Annotated in this window: 22 protein-coding genes; 19 read left to right on the top strand and 3 right to left on the bottom strand. The window is 47.1% G+C overall.

The window, feature by feature from the left end; translation table 11 throughout:
* Positions 1–11: 11 nt before the first annotated feature.
* The 18 genes from rbfA to dapA all read left to right on the top strand — a co-directional run bounded on the left by rbfA (position 12) and on the right by dapA (position 16433).
* Positions 12–380 carry a 30S ribosome-binding factor RbfA gene (gene rbfA, locus ACYQ2N_RS16665; protein WP_460000456.1) on the top strand — a complete coding sequence of 123 codons (369 nt, stop codon included), beginning with the start codon at positions 12–14 and terminating at the stop codon, positions 378–380.
* The gene (locus ACYQ2N_RS16670) at positions 364–1347 is read left to right on the top strand and encodes a DHH family phosphoesterase (protein WP_460000569.1); all 984 of its coding nucleotides are present in this window, start codon (positions 364–366) and stop codon (positions 1345–1347) included. Before rbfA ends, ACYQ2N_RS16670 begins: the two co-directional genes overlap by 17 nt.
* Entirely contained in the window at positions 1331–2218 is an 888-nt protein-coding gene (gene truB, locus ACYQ2N_RS16675; RefSeq protein WP_460000457.1) for a tRNA pseudouridine(55) synthase TruB, read from the top strand. The genes ACYQ2N_RS16670 and truB overlap by 17 nt, the downstream gene beginning before the upstream one ends.
* Positions 2219–2241: 23 nt before the next feature.
* Positions 2242–3174 (top strand): bifunctional riboflavin kinase/FAD synthetase, encoded by a 933-nt coding sequence (locus tag ACYQ2N_RS16680; RefSeq protein ID WP_460000458.1) that lies wholly within the window; start codon positions 2242–2244, stop codon positions 3172–3174.
* A gap of 186 nt (positions 3175–3360) precedes the next feature.
* On the top strand, positions 3361–3627 hold the full coding sequence (rpsO, locus tag ACYQ2N_RS16685; protein ID WP_460000459.1) for a 30S ribosomal protein S15: 267 nt from the start codon (positions 3361–3363) through the stop codon (positions 3625–3627).
* Between the two features lie 171 nt (positions 3628–3798).
* Positions 3799–5937 carry a polyribonucleotide nucleotidyltransferase gene (locus ACYQ2N_RS16690; RefSeq protein WP_460000460.1) on the top strand — a complete coding sequence of 713 codons (2139 nt, stop codon included), beginning with the start codon at positions 3799–3801 and terminating at the stop codon, positions 5935–5937.
* Between the two features lie 126 nt (positions 5938–6063).
* Entirely contained in the window at positions 6064–6819 is a 756-nt protein-coding gene (locus ACYQ2N_RS16695) for a polysaccharide deacetylase family protein (protein WP_460000461.1), read from the top strand.
* 22 nt (positions 6820–6841) lie between these two features.
* The gene (locus ACYQ2N_RS16700) at positions 6842–8041 is read left to right on the top strand and encodes a D-alanyl-D-alanine carboxypeptidase family protein (protein ID WP_460000462.1); all 1200 of its coding nucleotides are present in this window, start codon (positions 6842–6844) and stop codon (positions 8039–8041) included.
* A 19-nt stretch (positions 8042–8060) separates the two neighbouring features.
* Positions 8061–9329 carry a M16 family metallopeptidase gene (locus ACYQ2N_RS16705; protein ID WP_460000463.1) on the top strand — a complete coding sequence of 423 codons (1269 nt, stop codon included), beginning with the start codon at positions 8061–8063 and terminating at the stop codon, positions 9327–9329.
* A 91-nt stretch (positions 9330–9420) separates the two neighbouring features.
* Positions 9421–9876 carry a dUTP diphosphatase gene (dut, locus tag ACYQ2N_RS16710; protein WP_460000570.1) on the top strand — a complete coding sequence of 152 codons (456 nt, stop codon included), beginning with the start codon at positions 9421–9423 and terminating at the stop codon, positions 9874–9876.
* An 85-nt stretch (positions 9877–9961) separates the two neighbouring features.
* Positions 9962–10264: a hypothetical protein gene (locus tag ACYQ2N_RS16715; RefSeq protein ID WP_460000464.1), complete on the top strand. Its 303-nt coding sequence runs from the start codon at positions 9962–9964 to the stop codon at positions 10262–10264.
* A 12-nt stretch (positions 10265–10276) separates the two neighbouring features.
* Complete coding sequence (locus ACYQ2N_RS16720) at positions 10277–10558, top strand: YlmC/YmxH family sporulation protein (protein WP_460000465.1); 282 nt, start codon at positions 10277–10279, stop codon at positions 10556–10558.
* A 101-nt stretch (positions 10559–10659) separates the two neighbouring features.
* Positions 10660–11463 carry a 4-hydroxy-tetrahydrodipicolinate reductase gene (gene dapB, locus ACYQ2N_RS16725; RefSeq protein ID WP_460000466.1) on the top strand — a complete coding sequence of 268 codons (804 nt, stop codon included), beginning with the start codon at positions 10660–10662 and terminating at the stop codon, positions 11461–11463.
* An 85-nt stretch (positions 11464–11548) separates the two neighbouring features.
* Positions 11549–12457, top strand: coding sequence for a dipicolinate synthase subunit DpsA (gene dpsA / locus ACYQ2N_RS16730; RefSeq protein WP_460000467.1), 909 nt, complete (start codon positions 11549–11551; stop codon positions 12455–12457).
* A gap of 17 nt (positions 12458–12474) precedes the next feature.
* Positions 12475–13062, top strand: a complete 588-nt coding sequence (locus tag ACYQ2N_RS16735; RefSeq protein ID WP_460000468.1) for a dipicolinate synthase subunit B — start codon at positions 12475–12477, stop codon at positions 13060–13062.
* A gap of 100 nt (positions 13063–13162) precedes the next feature.
* Positions 13163–14152 (top strand): aspartate-semialdehyde dehydrogenase, encoded by a 990-nt coding sequence (locus ACYQ2N_RS16740; protein ID WP_460000469.1) that lies wholly within the window; start codon positions 13163–13165, stop codon positions 14150–14152.
* 55 nt (positions 14153–14207) lie between these two features.
* A complete protein-coding gene (gene dapG, locus ACYQ2N_RS16745) occupies positions 14208–15434 on the top strand; it encodes an aspartate kinase (RefSeq protein ID WP_460000470.1) in 1227 nt (408 codons plus the stop codon).
* Between the two features lie 78 nt (positions 15435–15512).
* Entirely contained in the window at positions 15513–16433 is a 921-nt protein-coding gene (dapA, locus tag ACYQ2N_RS16750; protein WP_460000471.1) for a 4-hydroxy-tetrahydrodipicolinate synthase, read from the top strand.
* Between the two features lie 138 nt (positions 16434–16571).
* Here the strand turns inward: dapA and ACYQ2N_RS16755 are convergent, their stop codons facing one another.
* Both ACYQ2N_RS16755 and ACYQ2N_RS16760 read right to left on the bottom strand, forming a co-directional pair.
* Positions 16572–17093: a DUF6125 family protein gene (locus ACYQ2N_RS16755; protein ID WP_460000472.1), complete on the bottom strand. Its 522-nt coding sequence runs from the start codon at positions 17091–17093 to the stop codon at positions 16572–16574.
* Between the two features lie 205 nt (positions 17094–17298).
* A complete protein-coding gene (locus ACYQ2N_RS16760; protein ID WP_460000473.1) occupies positions 17299–17502 on the bottom strand; it encodes a DUF1540 domain-containing protein in 204 nt (67 codons plus the stop codon).
* Positions 17503–17789: 287 nt separating this feature from the next.
* Here ACYQ2N_RS16760 and ACYQ2N_RS16765 point away from each other — a divergent pair, with 287 nt between their 5' ends.
* Positions 17790–19454: a ribonuclease J gene (locus ACYQ2N_RS16765; RefSeq protein WP_460000474.1), complete on the top strand. Its 1665-nt coding sequence runs from the start codon at positions 17790–17792 to the stop codon at positions 19452–19454.
* A 386-nt stretch (positions 19455–19840) separates the two neighbouring features.
* On the opposite strand, the gene ACYQ2N_RS16770 is transcribed toward ACYQ2N_RS16765, so the two are convergent.
* Entirely contained in the window at positions 19841–21553 is a 1713-nt protein-coding gene (locus ACYQ2N_RS16770; protein WP_460000475.1) for an IS1634 family transposase, read from the bottom strand.
* Positions 21554–21693: the final 140 nt, after the last annotated feature.

Raw genomic sequence — 21693 nt, forward strand, 5'->3', positions numbered from 1 at the left:
AGGGATAGTCTATGGCAAAGCACCGGGCCAACCGCCTGGCGGAGACACTGAAAGAAGAGATTTCCCAAATGATTAGGGAGGATTTGAAAGATCCTCGTTTAGGGTTTATCACGGTCACGGATGTTGAGGTAGCAGACGATTTAGGGCACGCTAAAGTTTTTGTGAGTGTTCTGGGTGATGCCCAACAAAGCAAAGACTCGCTGGATGCCCTAAACCGGGCAGCCGGGTTTGTGCGTTCCGAGATTGGGAAGCGCATACGGCTCAGGCATGTTCCGGAAATAGTGTTTAAGTACGATACTTCCCTGGAAAAAGGAGCGCATATTGCCAAGCTTTTGCGCGAGGTTGAAGCCCCTGCTGATCGGAATGATGCCGGTGAATAATCTTGCCGAAATGGCGGCGGCACTGAAGAAGGCTTCTCAGGTAGCCCTGTTTTCCCATGTTTCTCCTGACGGAGACTGCATTGGATCGATGCTCGCTATCGGAATCGCTTTGCGCAAAATGGGTAAAGAAGTTTACTATTATAATCCTGATCCGGTGCCGCGCAACTTGGCCTTTCTGCCTGAAGCTGCACTTGTGTCCGAATATCTCCCCACTCCCTGGCCCGCTACCTTGCTCTTTGTGGATTGTGCCGATCTTGCGCGGGTTAAGCTTAAGGCGGATGACCTGCCGTCTTCTGCCTCTGTGCTTAATCTTGATCACCATATCTCCAATGAGCATTTTGGGAATATCAACTTTATCGATCCCCAGGCCAGTGCCAGCGGCGAGATAGCATTCTTCCTTATTTCCGAACTCGGGGTTGAAATCAGTCAAGAAATTGCCACGAACCTGTACACGGCAATTGTAACGGATACCGGTTCATTTCAGTACAGCAATACTACAGCCCAAACTCACCGCCTAATTGCGGATTTGATCTTAAAAGATATCGACTTCGGCAATATTCATCATCACGTCTTTGACCAGAAGCCATTATCTCAGGTAAGGCTATTGCAGCATGCGCTTGCGAGTTTGGAGATATTGGACGACGGACAGTTGGCAGTGATGACCCTTACGCTGGAAGATTTTAAGGCCAGTGGAGCAGAGGAAAGCCTTACTGAAGGACTTGTAAATCATGCACGTACCGTGGCCGGGGTGGAGGTAGCTGTGCTTTTAAGAGAAATTACTCTCTCAGAGGTGCGTGCAGGGCTACGCTCCAATCTGTGGCTTAACGTGAACGAAGTAGCGTCGAAGTTCGGTGGCGGCGGCCATAAACGAGCTGCAGGGTGTACCCTTTACCAGCCACTGGTCGCAGCCAAGGAGAGTCTGATTGAAGCGATTGAGGAGGCACTCTGCCGTGGACGGAACGGTTAATGTTCTCAAGCCTCCTGGCATGACGTCTTCAGATGTGGTCGTCTGGCTGCGCCGCCTGCTTAAGCTTAAGCGGGTAGGACATACCGGCACGCTTGACCCCGGTGTGGCCGGGGTTTTGCCTGTGTGCGTCGGACAGGCTACCCGGGTGGCAGAATATTTTACCGGTCAGGGGAAATCCTATCGCGCCGAGATTACTTTTGGCATCGCAACAGATACCCAGGATGCCCTGGGAGAGATTATTACACGCACTGTGCCCAACCTTTCAGTTCAAGATGTGGAAAACATACTTTACCGTTTCCAGGGAGCGATTACCCAGGTGCCGCCTATGTATTCGTCTGTCAGGCATCAGGGCAAGCATCTCTATGAATATGCCCGGGCCGGAGTAGAGGTTGAGCGCACGGGACGGGAAGTTGAGATATACTCATTGAATCTGTCCGGGTGGCGGGATTATGAGTTCCCGCGCGCTTTTTTGGATATTAAATGCTCGAAAGGCACTTATGTGCGCACGTTGTGCCATGATATCGGAGAAGTCCTTGGTTGTGGAGCGCATATGTCTTATCTGTTGCGCCTGCAGTCAGGTTCATTCGCCTTGGAGGGGAGCTGGACTTTAGAAGAGCTTGCAGAGTGCGTAGGCCGGAATGATTATACTTTTCTGCGACCGTTGCCGGAAGGACTGGATTTGCCGCAGGCAGACCTTGAACCACAGAGAGTCCAGGCTTTTAGGAATGGTTTGCCCAGTGCGAGCCAGGCTGTGCAGGGGCCGCGCGCTGAAGGGTTAACAGTAAAAGTGCTCTCTGAGGGCATTTTTTTAGGAATAGGGGTTTGGCGGAAAGATATTCTTTATCCGCATAAAGTACTGGTTACAGGTTGACTTTAGTTTTGGGAGGATGTGCAGTGCAAGTTAGAAAGAGGCTGCCTGATAATCCTGATCCCCCGTCTGTGCTTGCGTTGGGCAATTTTGACGGGGTCCACTTGGGGCATCGCAGGTTGCTTGAGAGCGGACTGCATGAGTCTGAACGCAAACACGCGCCTTTGAGCGTGCTGGTGTTTGATCCTCATCCGCTTAAAGTTTTGCACCCTGAGCGTGGGTTTAAGCTTTTGACTACGACGGAAGAGCGTTTGCATATTTTTGAGAAGATCGGAGTAGATACGATCTATTTGCTTCCGTTTACGCGGCAGATGGCAGATACGTCCCCGCAAAAGTTCGTTGAGATGGTGCTGGTAAAAACCGGGGTTATTCATGTGGTGGTGGGATTTAACTATTCCTTTGGAGCGGCTGGGAAAGGCACTTCGGAAGATTTGCACACACTCGGCCAGAAGTATGGTTTTGGCGTGAGCGTACTCCAGGCCCAGTCAGTTGACGGTCGTATTATTTCTTCCAGTGCCATCCGCAAGGCTTTAAGTCAGGGAGACGTAGAGTCTGCGCGTAAAATGCTTGGCCGGTCTCCGTGCCTGTGCGGTAAGGTTGTAGAAGGTGAGCAGAGAGGACGTCTTTTGGGATATCCTACGGCCAATATCCTGCCGCCCGCAGACCTGCTTACTCCTAAAAGGGGAGTTTACGCGGTCTGGGCTGAGCTCGGGGGGCGCAAAGTCTCTGGAATTATGAATATCGGCATGAAGCCAACCTTTCATACTATGTATGCAACTACAGTTGAAGTACATTTTTTAGATTTCAATAAAAACCTTTACGGCCAGGAGATTCATATTCAGATCGAGGATCGTTTGCGTGAAGAGAGAAAGTTTAACGGAATTGACGAATTAAAAGCACAATTGCACAAAGATGCCAGACAAGCGGAACATGTGCTGAGTGAACGTCTTAAACGCTAGCAATTTCAAACCAAGCCTAGGCAGTGATACTAGGGATAATGAATGACATCTTTGTTCTTTCCTTTGCAAAAATGTTACTGTCATGGTATACTCAAGCAGAATAATGAACCGCTGACTCGGCTTGGCGCTTACTCCGGCGCTTACCTGGGCAGATGGGGATTTTCAGAATTTTTGGAGGTGTACTCAATGTTAACCCTTGAACAGAAAAAAGAAATTATGACTAAGTTCCAGCAGCATGAAGGAGATACTGGTTCTCCGGAAGTGCAAATTGCTTTGCTCACCGCCAGAATATCCTATCTGACAGAGCACTTTAAGACTCATAAGAAAGACCATCATTCCCGCCGTGGCCTGCTTAAGATGGTTGGTCAGCGCCGGGCATTACTGAACTATCTCAAACAGATAGATTTTAACCGCTACCGCAAAATCGTTAATGATCTTGGCCTGCGCCATTAATCACGGTGTAAGGCAATTAGGTTAGAAATAGTTTAATATTAGGCATACAGAGAAAAGCGGTGGTTAAGCCGCTTTTTTCTGTATTGTTTTTTTCTGCAAAATGCAGGAAATAATATGATTATGTCGAAATGGAAACAAGTTGAAGAAGGATAGTATTAAGGAGGTTCTTAAGTGCAACAGGAAATATTTGAACGGTCTATCCAGGTCGGGGGGAGGACTATGACTTTTCAAACGGGAAAAGTCGGGAAGCAGGCTGGAGGAGCAATCTTTCTCCGCTACGGGGATACGGTGGTGTCAGGATTTACTACAGCCAGCGCCGCACCACGGGAAGGGATAGACTTTTTCCCGCTCACCGTAGATTTCGAGGAAAGACTGTACGCTGCCGGTAAGATACCGGGTGGTTTTATCAAACGGGAAGGGCGCCCCAGCGAAAAGGCGATTCTCTCGGCCCGTTTGATCGACCGACCGCTTAGGCCTCTGTTTCCGGAGGGATTCCGCAATGATGTCCAGGTCGTAACCATGGTCATGTCTGTAGATCAGGACTGCGCTTCCGACATTTCTGCCATAAATGCAGCTTCAGCGGCTTTGACAATCTCGGATATCCCCTTTGAAGGTCCCGTTGCTGCTGTGACCGTAGGATTTGTCGGGGATGAATTCGTAATTAACCCCACAGTGGCTCAGAGAGAAAAGAGCCGGATGCACTTAACGGTCGCTGGGACTAAAGATGCGGTGATGATGGTGGAGGCCAGCGCTGAAGAAGTGCCGGAAGACCAGATGCTGGAAGCGATCATGTTTGGGCATGAAGAAATCAAAAGGATTACCTCTTTTATCGAAGGATTCAGGGAAGAGGCTTTGACCCTAGGCAAGGCCAAGCCTAAACGGGAAGTTAAACTGGCAGTGGTTCCGGAAAATTTGGCTGGATCAGTTAAGGCATATGCTTATGATAAGCTGGAAGCGGCTGTGCGCGTTGAGGAGAAAAAAGCGCGTGAAGTGGCAATTGATGAGGTGAAAGCGGAAACATTAGCGCATTTTGGAGAGGAGTATCCTGATCATCTCAAAGCCATAGGTGCGGCGCTCGAGGATATTGTTCACCAAATCGTGCGCAAACTGATTACCGTAGAACATATTCGCCCAGATGGCCGGGCTCTTGATGAAATCAGGCCTATTAGTGTTGAAGTGGGCTTATTGCCTCGTACTCACGGCACGGGGCTCTTTACCCGGGGTCAAACCCAGGTGCTGACAGTGGCAACCCTGGGCGCAGTGGGGGATGAACAAATCCTTGATGGCTTAGGCCTTGAAGAATCCAAACGCTATATGCACCACTATAATTTCCCGCCTTTCAGCGTTGGAGAAACTAGGCCCATGCGTGGACCCGGGCGCAGGGAGATCGGGCATGGTGCCTTAGCTGAACGCGCCCTTTTGCCGATGATTCCGCAAGAGAGTGAATTTCCGTATACCCTCCGTCTGGTGTCCGAGGTTTTGGAGTCGAATGGTTCCAGTTCCATGGCTTCGGTGTGTGGTAGTACGCTCGCTCTGATGGACGCCGGGGTGCCGCTTAAAGCCCCGGTCGCCGGGGTTGCGATGGGGCTTATTAAAGAAGAAGGGAAGTTCGCGGTCCTCACCGATATTGCCGGGATAGAGGATCATTTTGGAGATATGGACTTTAAAGTAGCCGGAAGCGAGCAGGGGATCACTGCACTCCAGATGGATATTAAGGTCAAAGGGGTATCTCGGGAAATATTGAAGGAAGCGTTAGCTCAGGCCCGGACCGGAAGGCTGTTTATCCTGGATAAAATGCTGGCTGTCATCGCTAAGCCGCGTCCTGAACTTTCTCCGTTTGCTCCCCGGATTATTACGTATTCGATTCACCCGGATAAGATCAGGGATGTCATTGGTCCTGGTGGTAAGACCATAAAGAAAATTATTGATGAGACCGGAGTGAAGATTGACATTGAGGATGACGGCAGGGTCTTCATTTCGGCAGTGGACGGTGGGGCCGGAGAAAATGCGTTGAAGATCATCCAGTCTTTAACCCAGGATGTAGAGATCGGGAAGATTTACAACGGTAAAGTCACGCGCGTTATGGACTTTGGAGCTTTTGTTGAAGTCATTCCAGGTGTGTTAGGTCTCGCCGGTAAAGAAGGACTTGTGCATATTTCTCAGCTTGCTTACGAGCGGGTGGAAAAAGTTGAAGATGTAGTCAAAGTCGGGGACGATATTATGATCAAAGCCACCGGCATTGATAAGCAGGGTAGACTTAATCTGTCGCGCAAAGAAGCCTTACCCAGACCGGAAAAACAACACAACTAAAACCAGCAGCAAGTAAAGCGCTGGATTTTGGCGGAGCGAAATCAATCTCAGATAATGGGAGCTTTCCGTAGAGGAGAAGTCTGCATCTCTCTCTCTCAGCATAACTTTAGAGGGGGAGGGAAGCAGATGTTTATCCTGATTAAGATTCCGCGGCGGGCCTTAGTCATCGCTCTCGTGTTATTAATGTGTGCTATTGGGATTTTAGGCAAAGAAATGACCATGGGGCTTTACACATCAGGTGTAAAGCCGCTTGAGCATGTGCCTACAGAACATAAAGCCATCGCCCTTACTTTTAACGTGGACTGGGGAGAGGAGTATCTGCCCGGGATACTTAAGGCTCTTGAGCAAAACGGGGCCAAGGCAACATTTTTTCTTACGGGCAGGTGGGCGAAGAATCATCCAGAACTGGTACAGGTAATAGCACGGGCAGGACACCAAATTGAAAATCACGGTTATTCCCATCCGCATCCTGACCGTCTCCCAGTTGCAGCTAACAAAGAGGAAATTAAAAAGACCGAAAACGTAATTAACGGCATAATTGGCTACAAGACTCGTTATTATGCACCTCCGTACGGGGAAAAAGGGAATCCAGGGGTGCAGGCAGCTGCTGAACTTAACTATGTCACAGTGCTTTGGACACTCGATACGGTTGATTGGCGGCCGGAGAGCACGCCGGAAGTTATCGCCAAGAGGGTAGTAAACCCAGCGGTACGCTTTGGGGTAAAGCCTGACAAACGCGGCGCTATTGTCCTTATGCATCCTAAAGAAAATACGGTGAAAGCCCTGCCGGTGATTCTTGCCAACTTAAAAGCGGAAGGGTTTAGGTTTGACCGTTTAGATCAATTGATAACATTGGACCAGGCAGGAAATACTACCTCATAGTTCAAATACAGAGGTGGTTAAATTGGTCAGGCACAAATGGACGCAAGCCTGCTGCGTCTTTCTTTTCATGGTGAATACAGTAACTCCTGTGTTGGCAGAGGAACCGAATGTAAGTACACCCGGGACGGTGATGCATGAGGACAATCAATTAAACCAAATTGAGGTGCCTAGTGTGCCAGCGGCTGCTCCGGCTGTGGCCATCGGAGCGGAATCTGCAGTGCTGATGGATGTTACTACAGGGGATTTGCTCTTTGATAAGCAAGCTTTTAAGAAGAAACCGCCGGCGAGCACAACCAAAATAATGACAGCTATTCTAGGGCTTGAGTTAGGACGGCCTGACGAGATCGTTACAGTAAGCCCGAAAGCGGCTGCTGTCGGGGAAGCAACATTGCACCTCGACCCAGGGGAAAAGATCCCACTCTACGAACTTATTACCGGAGCATTGGTGCGTTCGGGCAATGATGCCTGTGTAGCGATTGCGGAGCAGATTGTGGGCACGGAAGAAAATTTCGTGAGGATGATGAACCGCAAAGCGCTCACTCTCGGAGCGGAAAATACAAATTTTGTAAATACTAACGGTTTGCCCAATAAAAATCATTACTCTACAGCCTACGACCTTGCCCTAATGGCCAGGTATGGCTTGCAGAACCAGGCTTTCTCCTCAATAACCAGGCAAAAAGAAACGGAAATCCACTTTTTGGAACCTGATGTACTCATGAATTTACGCAACACGAATAGACTTTTATGGAATTACCCTTTCGCTGACGGGGTTAAGACAGGAACCACGAATGCGGCCGGTAAATGCCTGGTGGCTTCCGCAACCAAAGACGGGCGGCAATTGGTTACAGTGGTGCTTAACGCTCCCAACCGCTTCGGAGATGCCCAAAAATTATTGGAATGGGGCTTTGGCGAAACTGAAAATGTGAAATTGGGTCAAGCCGGTCAGGTTGTGGGGGAATTTCCCTTGGCAGGGCTTAAACCGCTCTCTGCTTTTTTAGAAGCCCCTTTGGAAGTGAGTATCGAAACAAGTGACAAGGGTAAGCTTAAGACGAAAATTGTGTGGGAGAGAGGCCCGGAGTTGCCTATCAGCGCCGGGGAACGATTAGGGCGGTATGAGGTCTGGCTTGGGGATAAAAAGCTGAAAAGCGTGCCACTGCTAAGTGAAAGAGAAGTGCTTTCTCCGCCAAAGACATGGTCCTTTTCAAAATTTCTCCGTCAATAGAGTAAAGGAAGTGAAGCGCTTGTATCAAAAAACTATTCTACCTAACGGAGTGCGCCTCATCACAGAGGAGATTGACCATATACGTTCAGTGGCTATTGGTTTGTGGGTTGGAGCGGGTTCGCGTGATGAGAGAGAAGGGTTTGAGGGAATATCTCATTTTATTGAGCACATGTTTTTTAAGGGAACACAAAAGCGTACGGCCCGGGAGCTTGCAGAGTCTTTAGAGGCGGTCGGCGGGCAACTTAACGCTTTTACCACCAAAGAATACACCTGTTATTATGCTAAAGTACTTGACGAGGATTTTGACCTGGCCTTAGATGTTTTGAGCGATATGTTTTTCTCTTCTCTCTTTGCGGACAAAGAGATCGAAAAAGAGAAGAAGGTTGTAATCGAAGAGATCAAAATGTACGAGGATTTTCCGGATGAACTGATCCATGACCTCTTTTCCGAATATGTCTGGAATGACCATCCGCTTGGCAAGCCGATATTAGGTACGGAGGAAAGCATCCGCTCCCTCAGCCGCGAGAAAATTCTTGACTACCTTTCTCATCACTATTCTCCAGATAATTTGGTGATCGCGGTGGCGGGTAAGATTAAACACCAGGATGTGATTAGTAAGCTCTCCGGTGTTTATGGAGAGTTTAAGCGTGGAGGACGCAGGGTCCTGGAAGGAACCCCGAGCGGGCACACGGTTAAACGTTCTGTCAACAAAGACACGGAACAAATGCATGTAATACTAGGCGTGCCCGGACTTGGACAGGATGATGCCGATATCTATCCCATGCATGTTATTAATAACATTTTAGGTGGAGGGTTAAGTTCCCGCCTCTTCCAAGAGATTCGGGAGCAACGTGGATTGGCTTATTCCGTTTATTCATATCATTCCACTTATGTTGATACCGGGCTGTTTGCCATCTACGCCGGCACCAGTCCCACCAACACGAATGAGGTTGTGGAGTGTATTCTGTCTGAGATTCAGGAATTAAAGAAAAATGGTATAACGGCTCAAGAACTGGAAAGGACAAAAGCTCAAATTAAGGGAGGGCTTTATCTTGGCCTCGAATCTGTAAGTAGCCGCATGAGCAGGCTGGGTAAGACTGAGCTTACATATAACAGGATATTGACCCCGGAAGAAGTTGTGGAAAAAATGTCCAAGGTCACGCTTGAAGATGTGGCGCGTGTGATAAACCGCCTCTGGCAAAAAGAGAGGATCAGCCTGTTAACTTTGGGTCCGAGCGCGCATGGGGTGGATTTGGATTCTGTGCTTAGCAATATAAAGTGGGCGTAGGACTGGATGGCTTTTAGGAGTAGGTTAGAATGTGCGTCTTTGAAGAATAGGGTTAGAAAGGTGCATCTTTGAGGGGTGGGTTAGCTTGGATATTTTACACAGTATTGATGTCAGGTTTAAGAGAGTGCGGGAAGATAATGAAGTGATTTTGCCTTCCTATGCAACTGCGGGTTCTGCTGGGGTGGATCTGCATGCCTGCCTTGAACGGGATTTGGAAATTCTGCCGGGACAAGTAGTAAAGGTGCCGACCGGGTGGGCCATGGAGCTGCCAGGCTCTCAGGCGGTTGGACTCGTCTTTGCCCGCAGCGGGTTGGCCGCCAAATTCGGTCTGGCCTTGGCTAACGGGGTGGGCGTGATTGATTCTGATTACCGCGGGGAAATTCAGGTTTTAGTTGTTAATCAAGGGCGGGAGAGCGTGATTATACACAGTGGGGAGCGTATTGCCCAAATGCTCTTTATCCCAGTCTGGCACGCGCGTTTGTCTGAGGCAGCTTCCCTAAACGATACCGGGCGGGGGACGGGGGGCTTCGGCTCGACGGGGGTGTAGTAGTTCTAATGCTTGCCCTTTCCTCATACAATCCTTTAAGGGATAATTCCTGTAGTACGGGATCATTCCTGTGGGAGGGTAGGGAATGCAGGCAGTTTGGTTAATATTACTGGCGTTAGGGATTGCAGTTTCTGTTAAAGAACGGAAATATTATCTTATGTGGCGCTCGAAGAGCACGCAAAGTCCGCTTTCAACTGCTTTGGCTCAGTTAGTGGGAACGGCTGGCGGGATTTATTTGTCTTTAGAGCTTTTATTTACATTTCTTAAACTTCCGGAAGACTGGTGGAGTTCTTCCGTTTTTATGGTGGAACCGCTGGCTGCCGCGTCCCTGGTGCTGGCGATCGTTCAGCCGTTCGCGCTTAAGCTGTGGCGAAATGTTCACAAGTAAGGGGGGGAAGAGATGCTTCTGAGTGAGTTGGCGGGGAAAGAAATTATTAATTTATATGATGGAGCTAAGTTAGGACTGGTGGGAGATGCGGATCTAGCTTTAGCCCCAAGCGGGCACATTGAGGCAATCATTCTTACTTCCCGCTCCGGGTTTTCAGGGTTTTTCAGCAGTATGAGCGAACGTGACCGAGATATCCTGGTGATCCCTTGGCAGGCAGTGAAGAAAGTCGGTTCTGAGGTAATAATTGTAGATTTACAGAATAAATCCGAGAAAATGCGAAAATATTCAGTTTGACAGGGCTTTCCTGCTTTAATACAATAGTGAGAAAGACACTTAACCCCGAATGCTTGGTGCAAGCGGGGTTTTTGCCTTATCACCGCAGGAGGGGTTCTGGTTTGAAAAAAATTCGCGTATTTGTGTCAGGGGCCTGTGGCAAAATGGGCCAGGAAGTTGTAAGGACAGTACTACAGCAAGAAGATATGGTGTTGGCGGGGGCGGCGGATGCCCGGAATCAGGGCATGGATATCGGACATGTCATAGGCTCCCCGCGGGTAGGAGTTGATGTAAGCGGACCCCTGGAAGTTTCAATGCTGATCGCTAGCGAAGCAGACGTGCTGATTGATTTTACTAATCCGCAGTCCGTATTTAAAAATGCGAAGACAGCGATTGCGAACGGAGTAGTTCCTGTAATCGGAACCACTGGCCTTGATGAAGCAGAGATTGAAGAAATTCGCAGCTTAGTGGGCAAAGAGAGGGTTGGGGCCGTTATTGTATCCAATTTCGCAATTGGCGCTATTCTGATGATGCGCTTTGCCCGCGAAGCTGCTAAATATTTTCCTCATGTGGATATTATTGAGCTTCACCACGACCAAAAATTAGATGCGCCCTCAGGTACGGCCTTGAAAACGGTGGATTGGATTATGGAAACGCGCGCACCGATGATGCAAGGGCATCCCAATGAATATGAAAAAGTTCCCGGTGCCCGCGGGGCTGATGTGAATGGTATTCATATTCATTCTGTGCGTCTGCCTGGACTGATCGCCCATCAAGAAAATATTTTCGGAGGGTTGGGGCAGGCTTTGACAATCCGCCATGATGCTTTTTCCCGTGAGACTTATATGCCAGGTATCATGTTAGCAGTACGCAAGGCCTTAGGTTTAACAGAAATGGTAATTGGACTTGAGAATTTTCTCGATTAGGAACTTGACTCGCGGAACCGCATTCTTTCATCCCTCATATACTGGATAGTAGTCAATGGGACGCTGTCTCAAAGGGGGCATAAAGATGAGTGCGGGTCTGAAAGGAATTCGTGTGGCCGTAATAGGGGGGGATGATCGGGAACTGTATCTGATTCCTGAGCTACAAAAACAGGGGGCCTACATAGTCGGGGTCGGATTCGAAAAGGCAGCACCAATACCTGGAATGCAGCTGGCTTCTCTTAAGGAAGCAGTAAGCCAGGTTGATGTGCTTGTCTTTCCGATGTTCGGCACTGACGAACGTGGGGTTATTAAAGCCAAGTATGCAGATTCTCAAATCGTATTGAACAAGGAGATCCTTCAGGTAATCCCAGCGCGCGTGCCTCTATTCATAGGCTGGGCGCGTCCGGCCTTGAAGTCTGCCGCCGATATGATGGGAATCCGGATCGTAGAAACCGCAAATATGAACGAAACGGCGATTCTCAACTCGATTCCCTCAGCTGAGGGAGCAATTCAGATGGCGATGGAAAACACCAACATCACGATTCACAATAGTGAGAGCTTTGTTCTTGGTTTGGGACGGTGTGGTTGGACCATTGCCCGCATGTTGCACAGCATTGGGGCCCATGTCACAGGGGTTGCCCGCAAGGGCCCTGATCTGGCACGGGCTGCCGAAATGGGTTTTCGGGCGGTTCATTTTTCTGACCTTGAGGATGAGATTGGTCGCGCAGAGATCATATTTAACACGGTTCCTACCTTAATCTTGGATAGGGTGATGTTAGAAAGAGTGGCGCGAGATGCTGTCATCATTGATCTTGCTTCTATTCCGGGAGGGGTAGATTACGAGTATGCGCAAATGCTAGGCATCAAAGCCCTGCTGGCACCCGGACTCCCCGGTATTGTCGCTCCAAAAACGGCCGGTAAAATTCTTGCTCACGTGTACCCGCAACTTATTCTTCGCCAACTGACCACAGTGAAACCTTCGATGGAGACTTAAGTGGAGGTGCGAAGAGAATGCAGTTTGACGGGTTAAGAATAGGGTTTGCCTTAACGGGATCGCATTGTACTTTAAGCGAGATCACGCAGGTGATCCAGTACCTTGTGGATCAAGGGGCAGACGTAACCCCAATTATTTCATACGCGGTAGAGAGTATGGACACCAGGTTTGGCACGGCCGCAAACTGGAACAGCCAGGTGCAGGAAATCACCGGTAAGACTCCGATTCATACGATTCCGGATGCTGAGCCGGTAGGGCCTGAGAAAAAATTCGATTGCATGGTAATAGCCCCGTGCACAGGCAATACGCTTGCCAAACTGGCCAACGGTATTACGGATACTCCGGTGCTAATGGCCGCGAAAGCTCATCTCCGTAACCAAAGGCCGCTGGTCATAGCGATTTCAACCAATGACGGGCTGGGACTCAATGCCCGTAACATTGGCACACTTTTAATCACAAAAAATGTATATTTAGTTCCGTTTGGACAGGATAATCCGGTAAGCAAAGCGAATTCATTAGTAGCCCATATGAATAAAGTTCCGGAGACCGTTCTGTCAGCGTGTGAAGGCAAGCAAATTCAACCTGTTCTTTTAGACTATCAATAAATGAGCAAAAGAATCACTTAGCCTGGAAACTGGTGCCCTGCGCCTACGGCGGCAAGGCACCGTTTTCACTAACCAATATACTTATTAAGGGGTGCAAAGAATGCCTAATGTAGCAATTGTAGGGGCAACAGGTGCAGTAGGACAAGAGTTCTTAAAGATTTTAGCAGAAAGAAACTTTCCGGTTGATGAACTTCGCTTATTGGCGACAAAGCGCTCTGCCGGTAAGAGTGTGTCCTGGCAAGGCCGGGAGTTGCCGGTTCAGGAAACTACTCATGACAGTTTCAAAGGGATTGACATTGCTCTTTTTGCGGGGGGGTCGGCCAGTACTGAGTATGCTCGTTCTGCAGTCGAGAGCGGTGCAATTGTAATCGACAACAGCAGCGCCTTCCGTCTTGACCCGGAAGTTCCGCTGGTTGTCCCGGAGGTTAACCCGGAAGATGTACGCGGGCATAAGGGGATTATTGCCAATCCCAACTGTTCCACGATTATTATGGTCGTAGCTCTTAAGCCAATTTTTGAGCTAGCTGGAATTCGGCGGGTGGTTGTTTCCACTTATCAAGCGGTTTCCGGAGCTGGCCGGGAAGGGATGGAGGAGCTAGAAGGACAATTGCGCTCCTGGACCAAAGGCGAAGAACTTGTATCTCAGGCTTTCCCTTACCAGATTGCTTTCAATCTCATTCCAAGAATTGATGTCTTCCAGGAAGGAGACTACACGAAAGAGGAATGGAAGATGGTCAAGGAAACGCAAAAGATATTCCATGTTCCGGACATGGCAATTACCGTAACGACGGTCAGGGTACCTGTGCTGCGCAGTCATTCCGAGTCCATTAACATAGAGACGGAGCGTAAAGTTTCGGTAGTAGAAATAAAAGAAGCTTTATGTAAGGCTAAGGGAGTTGTGGTAGTGGATAACCCGGCAGAAGATCGTTATCCGATGCCGTGGTTTAGCGCTGACACGGATGAAGTGTATGTCGGACGAATCCGAGAAGATTTTTCGATCGAGAAAGGCTTAAATCTCTGGGTCGTTGGAGACCAGATCCGTAAAGGCGCTGCTACCAACGCTGTGCAAATCGCCGAGCTTCTGTTGTGATAGCGTGGCTTGTAGTTTTCAGGAATCCTAAAGATTATCCGGGAGGGGTAAGGAGTTGCGTATTTTAGTACAGAAATTTGGCGGGACTTCGGTGGCCACGGCGGAGCGCCGGACTCAAGTTGCAGGCAAGGTTTCGGAAGCTGTTACCGAGGGCTACTCGCCGGTAGTTGTAGTATCGGCCATCGGGCGAACTGGTGATCCCTATGCGACAGATACTTTAATAAGCCTTGTCAAAGGGATTTTTCCTGAACTGCCAAAACGGGAACTCGATCTCTTAATGAGCTGTGGTGAACTGATTTCCGGTGTAGTAACTGTGAGCACCCTGCACAGTTTGGGCTTTGACGCTGTGCTTTTGACCGGAGCCCAAGCTGGAATTATAACGAATGGGACTTTTGGAGATGCCAGGATTATCCGGGTCGAGCCGGATATTATCCTGAAACATTTAGAGGACGGTAAAATTGTCGTTGTTACCGGCTTCCAAGGTGTCACGGAAGATGGGCAGGTCACAACCTTGGGGCGGGGAGGAAGCGACACTACTGCTGCTGCTTTAGGGGTTGCCCTTAATGCCGAGGCAATTGATATTTATACTGATGTTGACGGAATTATGACCGCAGACCCCCGCATTGTGGAGGATGCGAAAATACTGGATGTTATTACCTATAACGAAATTTGCCAGCTAGCTCATCAGGGGGCCAAAGTAATTCATCCACGGGCTGTGGAAATTGCGATGCAGCGCAATATCCCCTTGCGGATTAAGTCCACTTTTTCTGATGCGCCGGGAACACTGGTGACCAATATGCAGCCTGACATGGGTGTAGGTACAGATATTGTGAGCGACCGTTTGATTGCCGGGATTGCCCATACTCCTAATGTAACGCAAATCCGGGTAACTACGGTTGATGTGCCTGATGTCCGCCAGGCAGATAAGAAAATTTTTAAGGCCATGGCGTTGGCTGATATTAGCGTTGATTTCATCAGTGTGCAACCTGAGGCTGTTTTGTATACCGTGCGCGATGATATCGCAGATAAAGCGATTAAAATCTTACAGAACATGGGCTTCAGCCCGGAGATAGTACGGGGGTGTGCCAAAGTCTCCATCGTGGGAGCAGGGATTGCGGGGGTGCCCGGGGTCATGGCTGATATGGTGGAATCATTGTCCGAAGCTGGAGTAACTATTCTGCAATCGGCGGATTCTCATACCACGATTTGGGTTCTGGTGCACAAAGAAGATATGGTGGCGGCAGTGCAGGCGCTGCATAAAAGGTTTAATCTAGGGGTATAGGTGAGGGATGCAAAGTTTCCATGCGTAACTCGATATCGTTTAGGCAAAGTTAGGATGAGAGAAGGAAGGATGAGTATCATGGGTTTCGGACGGATTTTGACTGCGATGGTTACACCCTTGAACGATCAGTTGGAAGTGGACTTTGAACAGGCCAAACGCCTAGCCCAGTACTTGGTTAAGCACGGTTCAGATGGGATAGTGGTCTGCGGTACGACCGGAGAGTCGCCAACAGTGACTGATGACGAAAAAGTCCAGCTCTTCCGTGTTGTCAAAGAAGCGGTGGGGCCGATGCACATTGTTCTTGCCAATGTCGGGTCTAACTCTACACAAGCAAGTATTGACATGGCGCGGCGGGCAGTCGAGACCAAAGTTGACGGAATAATGGCAGTAGTGCCTTATTATAACAAGCCTTCACAAGAAGGACTCTATAGGCACTTCAAAGCCATAGCCGAGGCCACACCATTACCGCTTCTGCTTTATAATGTTCCTAGCCGGACTTCATGCAATCTCTTACCTAACACTGTAAAAAGACTGGCGCAGATTTCCAATATTGTGGCACTTAAGGAAGCTGCAGGCTCTTTAGATCAAGTGAGTGAATTAAAAAGGATTTTACCGGAAAATTTTAATGTATACAGTGGGGAAGACTCCCTTACTTTGCCCATGCTGGCCTTGGGGTGCAACGGAGTGGTTAGTGTGGCCTCCCATGTCATCGGCGATGAAATGAAGCAGATGCTCGATGCCTGGTTTGCAGGTGATTCTGCTCTCGCTATGAAATGGCACCTTAAGCTCTACCCAATGTTTAAAGGACTGTTTATCACCACCAATCCTGTTCCGGTGAAGGCGATGGTTAACATGATCGGAATCAAAGTTGGCGGAGTGCGCCCGCCTTTAGCAGAAGCGACAGAGGAAGAGCTTAAGTTCCTAGAAGAGCTGCTCTTCCAGGTAAAGCCTGAGGAGAAGGCTCTGGCAGCTTTGTCCTCTACGCGCGGAAGTGTTTAATCAAACTTGCATCGCGATAATGTAAAAACTTTATTTTGAAAAACACATTCTAAAGTGAAATAAAAAGTAACGCGGCTAAGGGGTGTCCCTTTGGCCGCGTTTTCATATAACGAATGAGTTATTCAATTTGAAGTGATCCTAATTCTCGTTATCAAGAGTAAATTCCCAACCACAATAAAAGTCCCGTTTTTCGGGGTCGGGCGGACATGCCAGACAGCGTGTTTTAATGCGAGAGTCGATAGTCTGAGCGAAAAGGGAGTATTCCACTTCCCCAACCGGTTTGCACGGGAAGTCTGGCATGTTCTTGCTCCTGCGGGCCGCCTGCACACGGCACTCATTCATACGAAAGATAAGTGTGCGCTCATCAGGCCTAATTGTTTGCTGCTGATTAATAAATGCATAGAGACGGAATTCCAATGCCCGTGCGAGTGCGTCCAAGCCTCCGTGCTCCGGAAGCTGCAGAAAATCTATAATCCGTTTGGCTTCAATGATCGTAAAAGTGCGCCAGGCTTCTATATCATGGTGAATAGCTTCTTTCATTCCGCGGTCTCTTTCAATCGATTGAAACCAAAGACCATCGTGTGCCAGCCAGCGCCTGGCAAAGTCTCCAAGTAGCGCTAAGGACTGTTCCCTGCTTAAATCCTCTTTAGAATTCAACATCCTTTCCCTTCCTCCTTTGATCCTTAATTTAACATCTTGGACTGCTTAATGTTAATAGAGTAAAAGTTTTTAGTATTTTCTGAGATTCTCTCTCAAAACGAAAAATTCCTGCTAAAAAGTCAGAAAGTCATCGTAGACTCGATGACTTTCTGACTTTTACTTCCCGGATCTTAATTCAAATATAAAGGCAACTGGATTACTAGCCCTATTTTTCCGACTCATAGAATGCACATTCCGCTTCCGAGTTTAGCAGACTTGAAGTAACACTTAAAGTTTCCAGTTGACAACGCCCGTCACCGTTATGGCGACATTGGGTTGCAGAACATACTACATCAGTCATCCGGATACCTCCTTGAATTTTTTGGACTCTGTCCAAACTAGAATGCGCAAACTTAGGAAAATTATTCATAACTGAGGTAAAATGTTCCTTAATTTCTTTCTGAATCGGTTAGTCTAGGTTAAGCTTGCAAGCATTGCCAATCTCGATTATAATAGTTTTAGAAGTTTGTGTGCGGCGACTTTCCTAAGATGCTTGCGGAATGTGGACAACACCGTGGTCGTTGTGTTTGTTCAGCATTTCGGCTATTTTTGTGTTCGGTTTTTAGCGTCAAAGATTTAGGGGACTAATCTGTCTCTTTGCGGAAACGGAAGCACTAGGACTTTTCAAAAGTAAAATTTTTACGGAGGTGTAAATATTTGCCAAAAGAGCATAAAGTACAAATAATTCCCCTGGGTGGGTTGGGGGAGATCGGCAAGAACATGACGGTGATTCGCTATGATAATCAGATGTTGCTTGTTGACGCCGGATTAGCATTTCCCGAGGATGAAATGCTTGGCATAGATATAGTTATCCCAGATTATTCCTACCTGATTGAGCATAAGGAAATGCTTCAGGGGATATTAGTAACTCACGGACATGAAGATCACATAGGGTCTCTGCCTTATTTGTTACGTGATCTAAATGTACCCATTTTTTCCACACGCCTAACCTTAGGACTTATCCAATCGAAGTTAAAAGAAAGTAATCTTAATAATATTAAAGCAACCGTAGTTCAGCCCCGTGAAGTTATCAAATTAGGGGTATTCAGAGTTGAGTTTATCCGGGTTAACCATAGTATTCCGGATGCGCTTGGGGTGGCTATCCATACTCCCTTGGGTACGATAGTGCATACGGGGGATTTCAAAGTAGACCACACGCCCGTGAGCGGAGACATGTTGGATATTCATAAATTTGCCGAGCTTGGGGATAAAGGCGTGCTCTGCCTTTTATCCGACAGCACTAACGTGGAGCGTCCGGGCTTTACCATGTCGGAAAGCCGGGTAGGGCAGACGTTTGACGAGACCTTTCGCAATGCTAAGGACAGAATTATCCTAGCAAGTTTTGCGTCTAACGTCCACCGCATACAACAGGCAATTACCGCAGCCTATAAAACTAATCGCAAGGTAGCGATAGTTGGGCGGAGTATGGTTAATGTTGTAAACATTGCGGATGAATTAGGATATCTGGATATTCCTGAAGGTACGCTGATTGATGTAGATGAAATTATAAATCTTCCTGGCAGCCAAGCCTGTATCTTGACTACCGGCAGCCAGGGTGAGCCAATGTCAGCTTTAACCCGGATGGCAATGAACGACCACCGCCGGGTTGAAATTCAGCCAGGAGACACTGTTATAATTTCGGCTAGCCCAATCCCAGGGAACGAAAAATCTGTAGCACGTACGATTGACCATCTTTTCAAACAAGGTGCCAATGTTATCTATGAATCTGTTTCGGGTATGCATGTCTCAGGGCATGCCAGCCAGGAAGAACTAAAGCTAATGCTCAATATGGTACGACCGCAGTATTTCATCCCGGTACACGGCGAGTATCGGATGTTAATCAAACACGCCCAATTAGCGGAACAACTTGGCATTGCTAGGGAGAATATTTTTGTCGCGGAAAATGGCAGTGTGATTGAATTTACGCGCCATGGTGCTACACTGGTAGGTAAGGTAGCGGCAGGAAATGTGTTGATTGATGGTTTGGGTATCGGTGACGTAGGCAATATCGTTTTACGTGACCGCAAACAACTGTCTCAAGATGGAATCCTTATTGTTGTGATGACAATAAGCAGGTCAACCGGTGCAATTGTTGCCGGGCCGGATGTTGTGACACGTGGTTTTGTGTATGTGCGTGAGTCGGAGTCTATGTTGGATGAAGCAAAAGAAAGAGTTAGACAGACAATGGCCCGCCTGCGCGAAAACAGAGTTACAGAATGGGCAGTGCTCAAGAGCCAGATCAGGGATGCTCTCAGCAAGCATTTTTATGAAAAAACTAGGCGTCGCCCTATGATTTTGCCTATTATTCAAGAAATAGATTAAGTCTTGTTATTCGCTGAAACGGTGCGTTGTTTCTTCAGTGTTTTAGTTTTTGACTATTAAAAGTCTCTTTTAGGGAATTACCCTAAAAGAGACTTTTTACTATGAGGCTTCACCCAATGGTACTGCCGCAAACCTGTTAAAGTCAAAAGAATAGAAACTATCGATATAGAGAGTAAAACTTTAATTATTCGTATAAAATTAAAATATAGAGCTAAATATAGGATTTGAGGAAGTAATAAGATGAATTTAAGAGGTGTTGACAATCCTATAAAAGTAGTGCTATTATAACCTCATCTTTGACAGTTAAAAACTATAAAAAGCTTGAAAGCCCTGTATTTGCAAGGTGTTCAAGCTTTTTTTGTATTTTAAAAAAGTGAGTAATTTTTTTATTTCTTAGTCGTGCTTAGAATTTTTTTCATCTGTGTCTTTTTTATAATCTCGAAATCTGTTCGAAAGCAGAAAGATTCATGCAGAGCATCTGTAAAATCAGTTCTTGTGTAGGTCGGTATATATCCCTCGCCCTTGATCTCATAGAAATTCATTTCTCTCAATCCGTTGACGATTTCACTGCATGTAAACTTATTTCCTAGTTTCTTTTCCAATAATCGATAAATGATGAGGGCCATAAAGCAGGTAGTAAAATGTGCTTTAATTCTATCTTCGCGACTTAAGTACACTGGTCGGGCTTTAAACTCGCTTTTCATGATCCGGAAACATTCTTCAATCTCCCAGCGCCGCTGGTTAATTCGGATGATTTCCTGAGCACTACCTTCGAGGTTCGTGCAAACGGCATAAAATCCGTCATAGGCTTCTTCGGCAACGATGGTTTCGTTATTTAAGGCATAGAGTTCATTGTCGGCTATTTCGCCATCAGACGTACAGCTGGTTTTCTTGATAAAACGTTTATAGTCGTTCTGATTGCTTTTTGAAATTTTAGTCGGATTCGAATCAAGTAATTTCTGAGCACGTTCGATTTGTGAATTACGAATTTGACGTTGATAGTTTTTATACTTGATGGAGTAAGTGACAATAAGTTTTTGTTCTAGGCCATTTTCTTTAATCCAGCGTTCTTTGAAGAAGCATTTGTCTTTATAGGTTTCCTCGTCAAGCTGGGCGATATCATAAGTTTTATCATGATCTGCAAGATGCCAGTCTTTTGAATCAAGAGACCATTCTTTTAAATGCTTTTTTAGTTTTTTAATCGATTGGGTCGTGATAAATGTGCGTTCGCCTTCGTTGTTGAACCTTCTGTTCTTTTCAGAAGCCAGTCCGGCATCTGTACAGACAACAAATTTGGAAAGTTTAAAATCGGAAAGTATTTTTTGCTCTAAGGGTTTAAGCGTAATCTGTTCATTCGTGTTGCCGCTGTTGAGATTAAAAGCAAGAGGAATACCGTCTCCATCCATGAACAGACCCATTTGGATGATAGGGTTCGGTCGGTGTTCTTTTGAAGCGCCATACTGTTTAAGGCCTTCTTCTTGCTCGATTTCAAAGAAATAATTGGTACAGTCATAATAGAGAATACCCGTGTTTCTCTTTGAAATTTTGAGGCTGTTGCTATAAAGAGAAGACTGAATGAAGTCCATTTCTTTGGAAATGACTTCAAGTGCTCTGTACACATGCTGCAATTCAAAGTCAGTTTGTTCAATGAACTTTGAGGAATGCTTGTAGGTAGCGAGTTTGGAAGAAGGAAAAAGGATCCGTCCGTAAAGGAGCCGTGACAGTATAGCATTCAGATCAAAAAAGAACTTATACTTTTTTGATATCTCAGCGGAAACCTTATGAAGATTGAGTTCGTGATAGATCTGCTGGAGAAAAAGATAACCACCGTTGAAGAAGTGTTGTTGATCCTTGGAGATTACTTTAGATGGAGAGTATTTAACGATGACTTCTCGCGATTGCTCTTTCTCTTTTTTGTTAAGGTCTTCTATGTATGATTTAGCCCATTCAATAGGATCTCGCCCATTTAGTTTTTGCTGTAATTCAGCAAGCGTCCCTAACTTTTCAACAACTTTTGTGGAACGCCTACCGTTCTCGTAAATAGATTGTATGACATAAAGCGAAGTAGCATTTTTAGACTTGGATATACTAAGTCGCATAGTAACAATCTCCTCCAATCCCTTACATTATAACACATTACGCTAAATTACGCACTAAGGATTGGAGAAAATTTGACATTTTTCCAATAAAAAAAGCCCTGTTTTCAAGGCTTGTAGAAATTTCTATATAAGCGCAAGTG

The organism is Paradesulfitobacterium aromaticivorans (assembly GCF_054657415.1).

Coding starts and splice junctions, on each gene's coding strand:
- rbfA (WP_460000456.1), top strand. CDS start 12: ATGGCAAAGCACCGGGCCAACCGCCTGGCGGAGACACTGAAAGAAGAG.
- ACYQ2N_RS16670 (WP_460000569.1), top strand. CDS start 364: ATGATGCCGGTGAATAATCTTGCCGAAATGGCGGCGGCACTGAAGAAG.
- rpsO (WP_460000459.1), top strand. CDS start 3,361: ATGTTAACCCTTGAACAGAAAAAAGAAATTATGACTAAGTTCCAGCAG.
- ACYQ2N_RS16695 (WP_460000461.1), top strand. CDS start 6,064: ATGTTTATCCTGATTAAGATTCCGCGGCGGGCCTTAGTCATCGCTCTC.
- ACYQ2N_RS16715 (WP_460000464.1), top strand. CDS start 9,962: ATGCAGGCAGTTTGGTTAATATTACTGGCGTTAGGGATTGCAGTTTCT.
- ACYQ2N_RS16720 (WP_460000465.1), top strand. CDS start 10,277: ATGCTTCTGAGTGAGTTGGCGGGGAAAGAAATTATTAATTTATATGAT.
- dpsA (WP_460000467.1), top strand. CDS start 11,549: ATGAGTGCGGGTCTGAAAGGAATTCGTGTGGCCGTAATAGGGGGGGAT.
- ACYQ2N_RS16735 (WP_460000468.1), top strand. CDS start 12,475: ATGCAGTTTGACGGGTTAAGAATAGGGTTTGCCTTAACGGGATCGCAT.
- ACYQ2N_RS16740 (WP_460000469.1), top strand. CDS start 13,163: ATGCCTAATGTAGCAATTGTAGGGGCAACAGGTGCAGTAGGACAAGAG.
- dapA (WP_460000471.1), top strand. CDS start 15,513: ATGGGTTTCGGACGGATTTTGACTGCGATGGTTACACCCTTGAACGAT.
- ACYQ2N_RS16755 (WP_460000472.1), bottom strand. CDS start 17,093: ATGTTGAATTCTAAAGAGGATTTAAGCAGGGAACAGTCCTTAGCGCTA.
- ACYQ2N_RS16760 (WP_460000473.1), bottom strand. CDS start 17,502: ATGAATAATTTTCCTAAGTTTGCGCATTCTAGTTTGGACAGAGTCCAA.
- ACYQ2N_RS16770 (WP_460000475.1), bottom strand. CDS start 21,553: ATGCGACTTAGTATATCCAAGTCTAAAAATGCTACTTCGCTTTATGTC.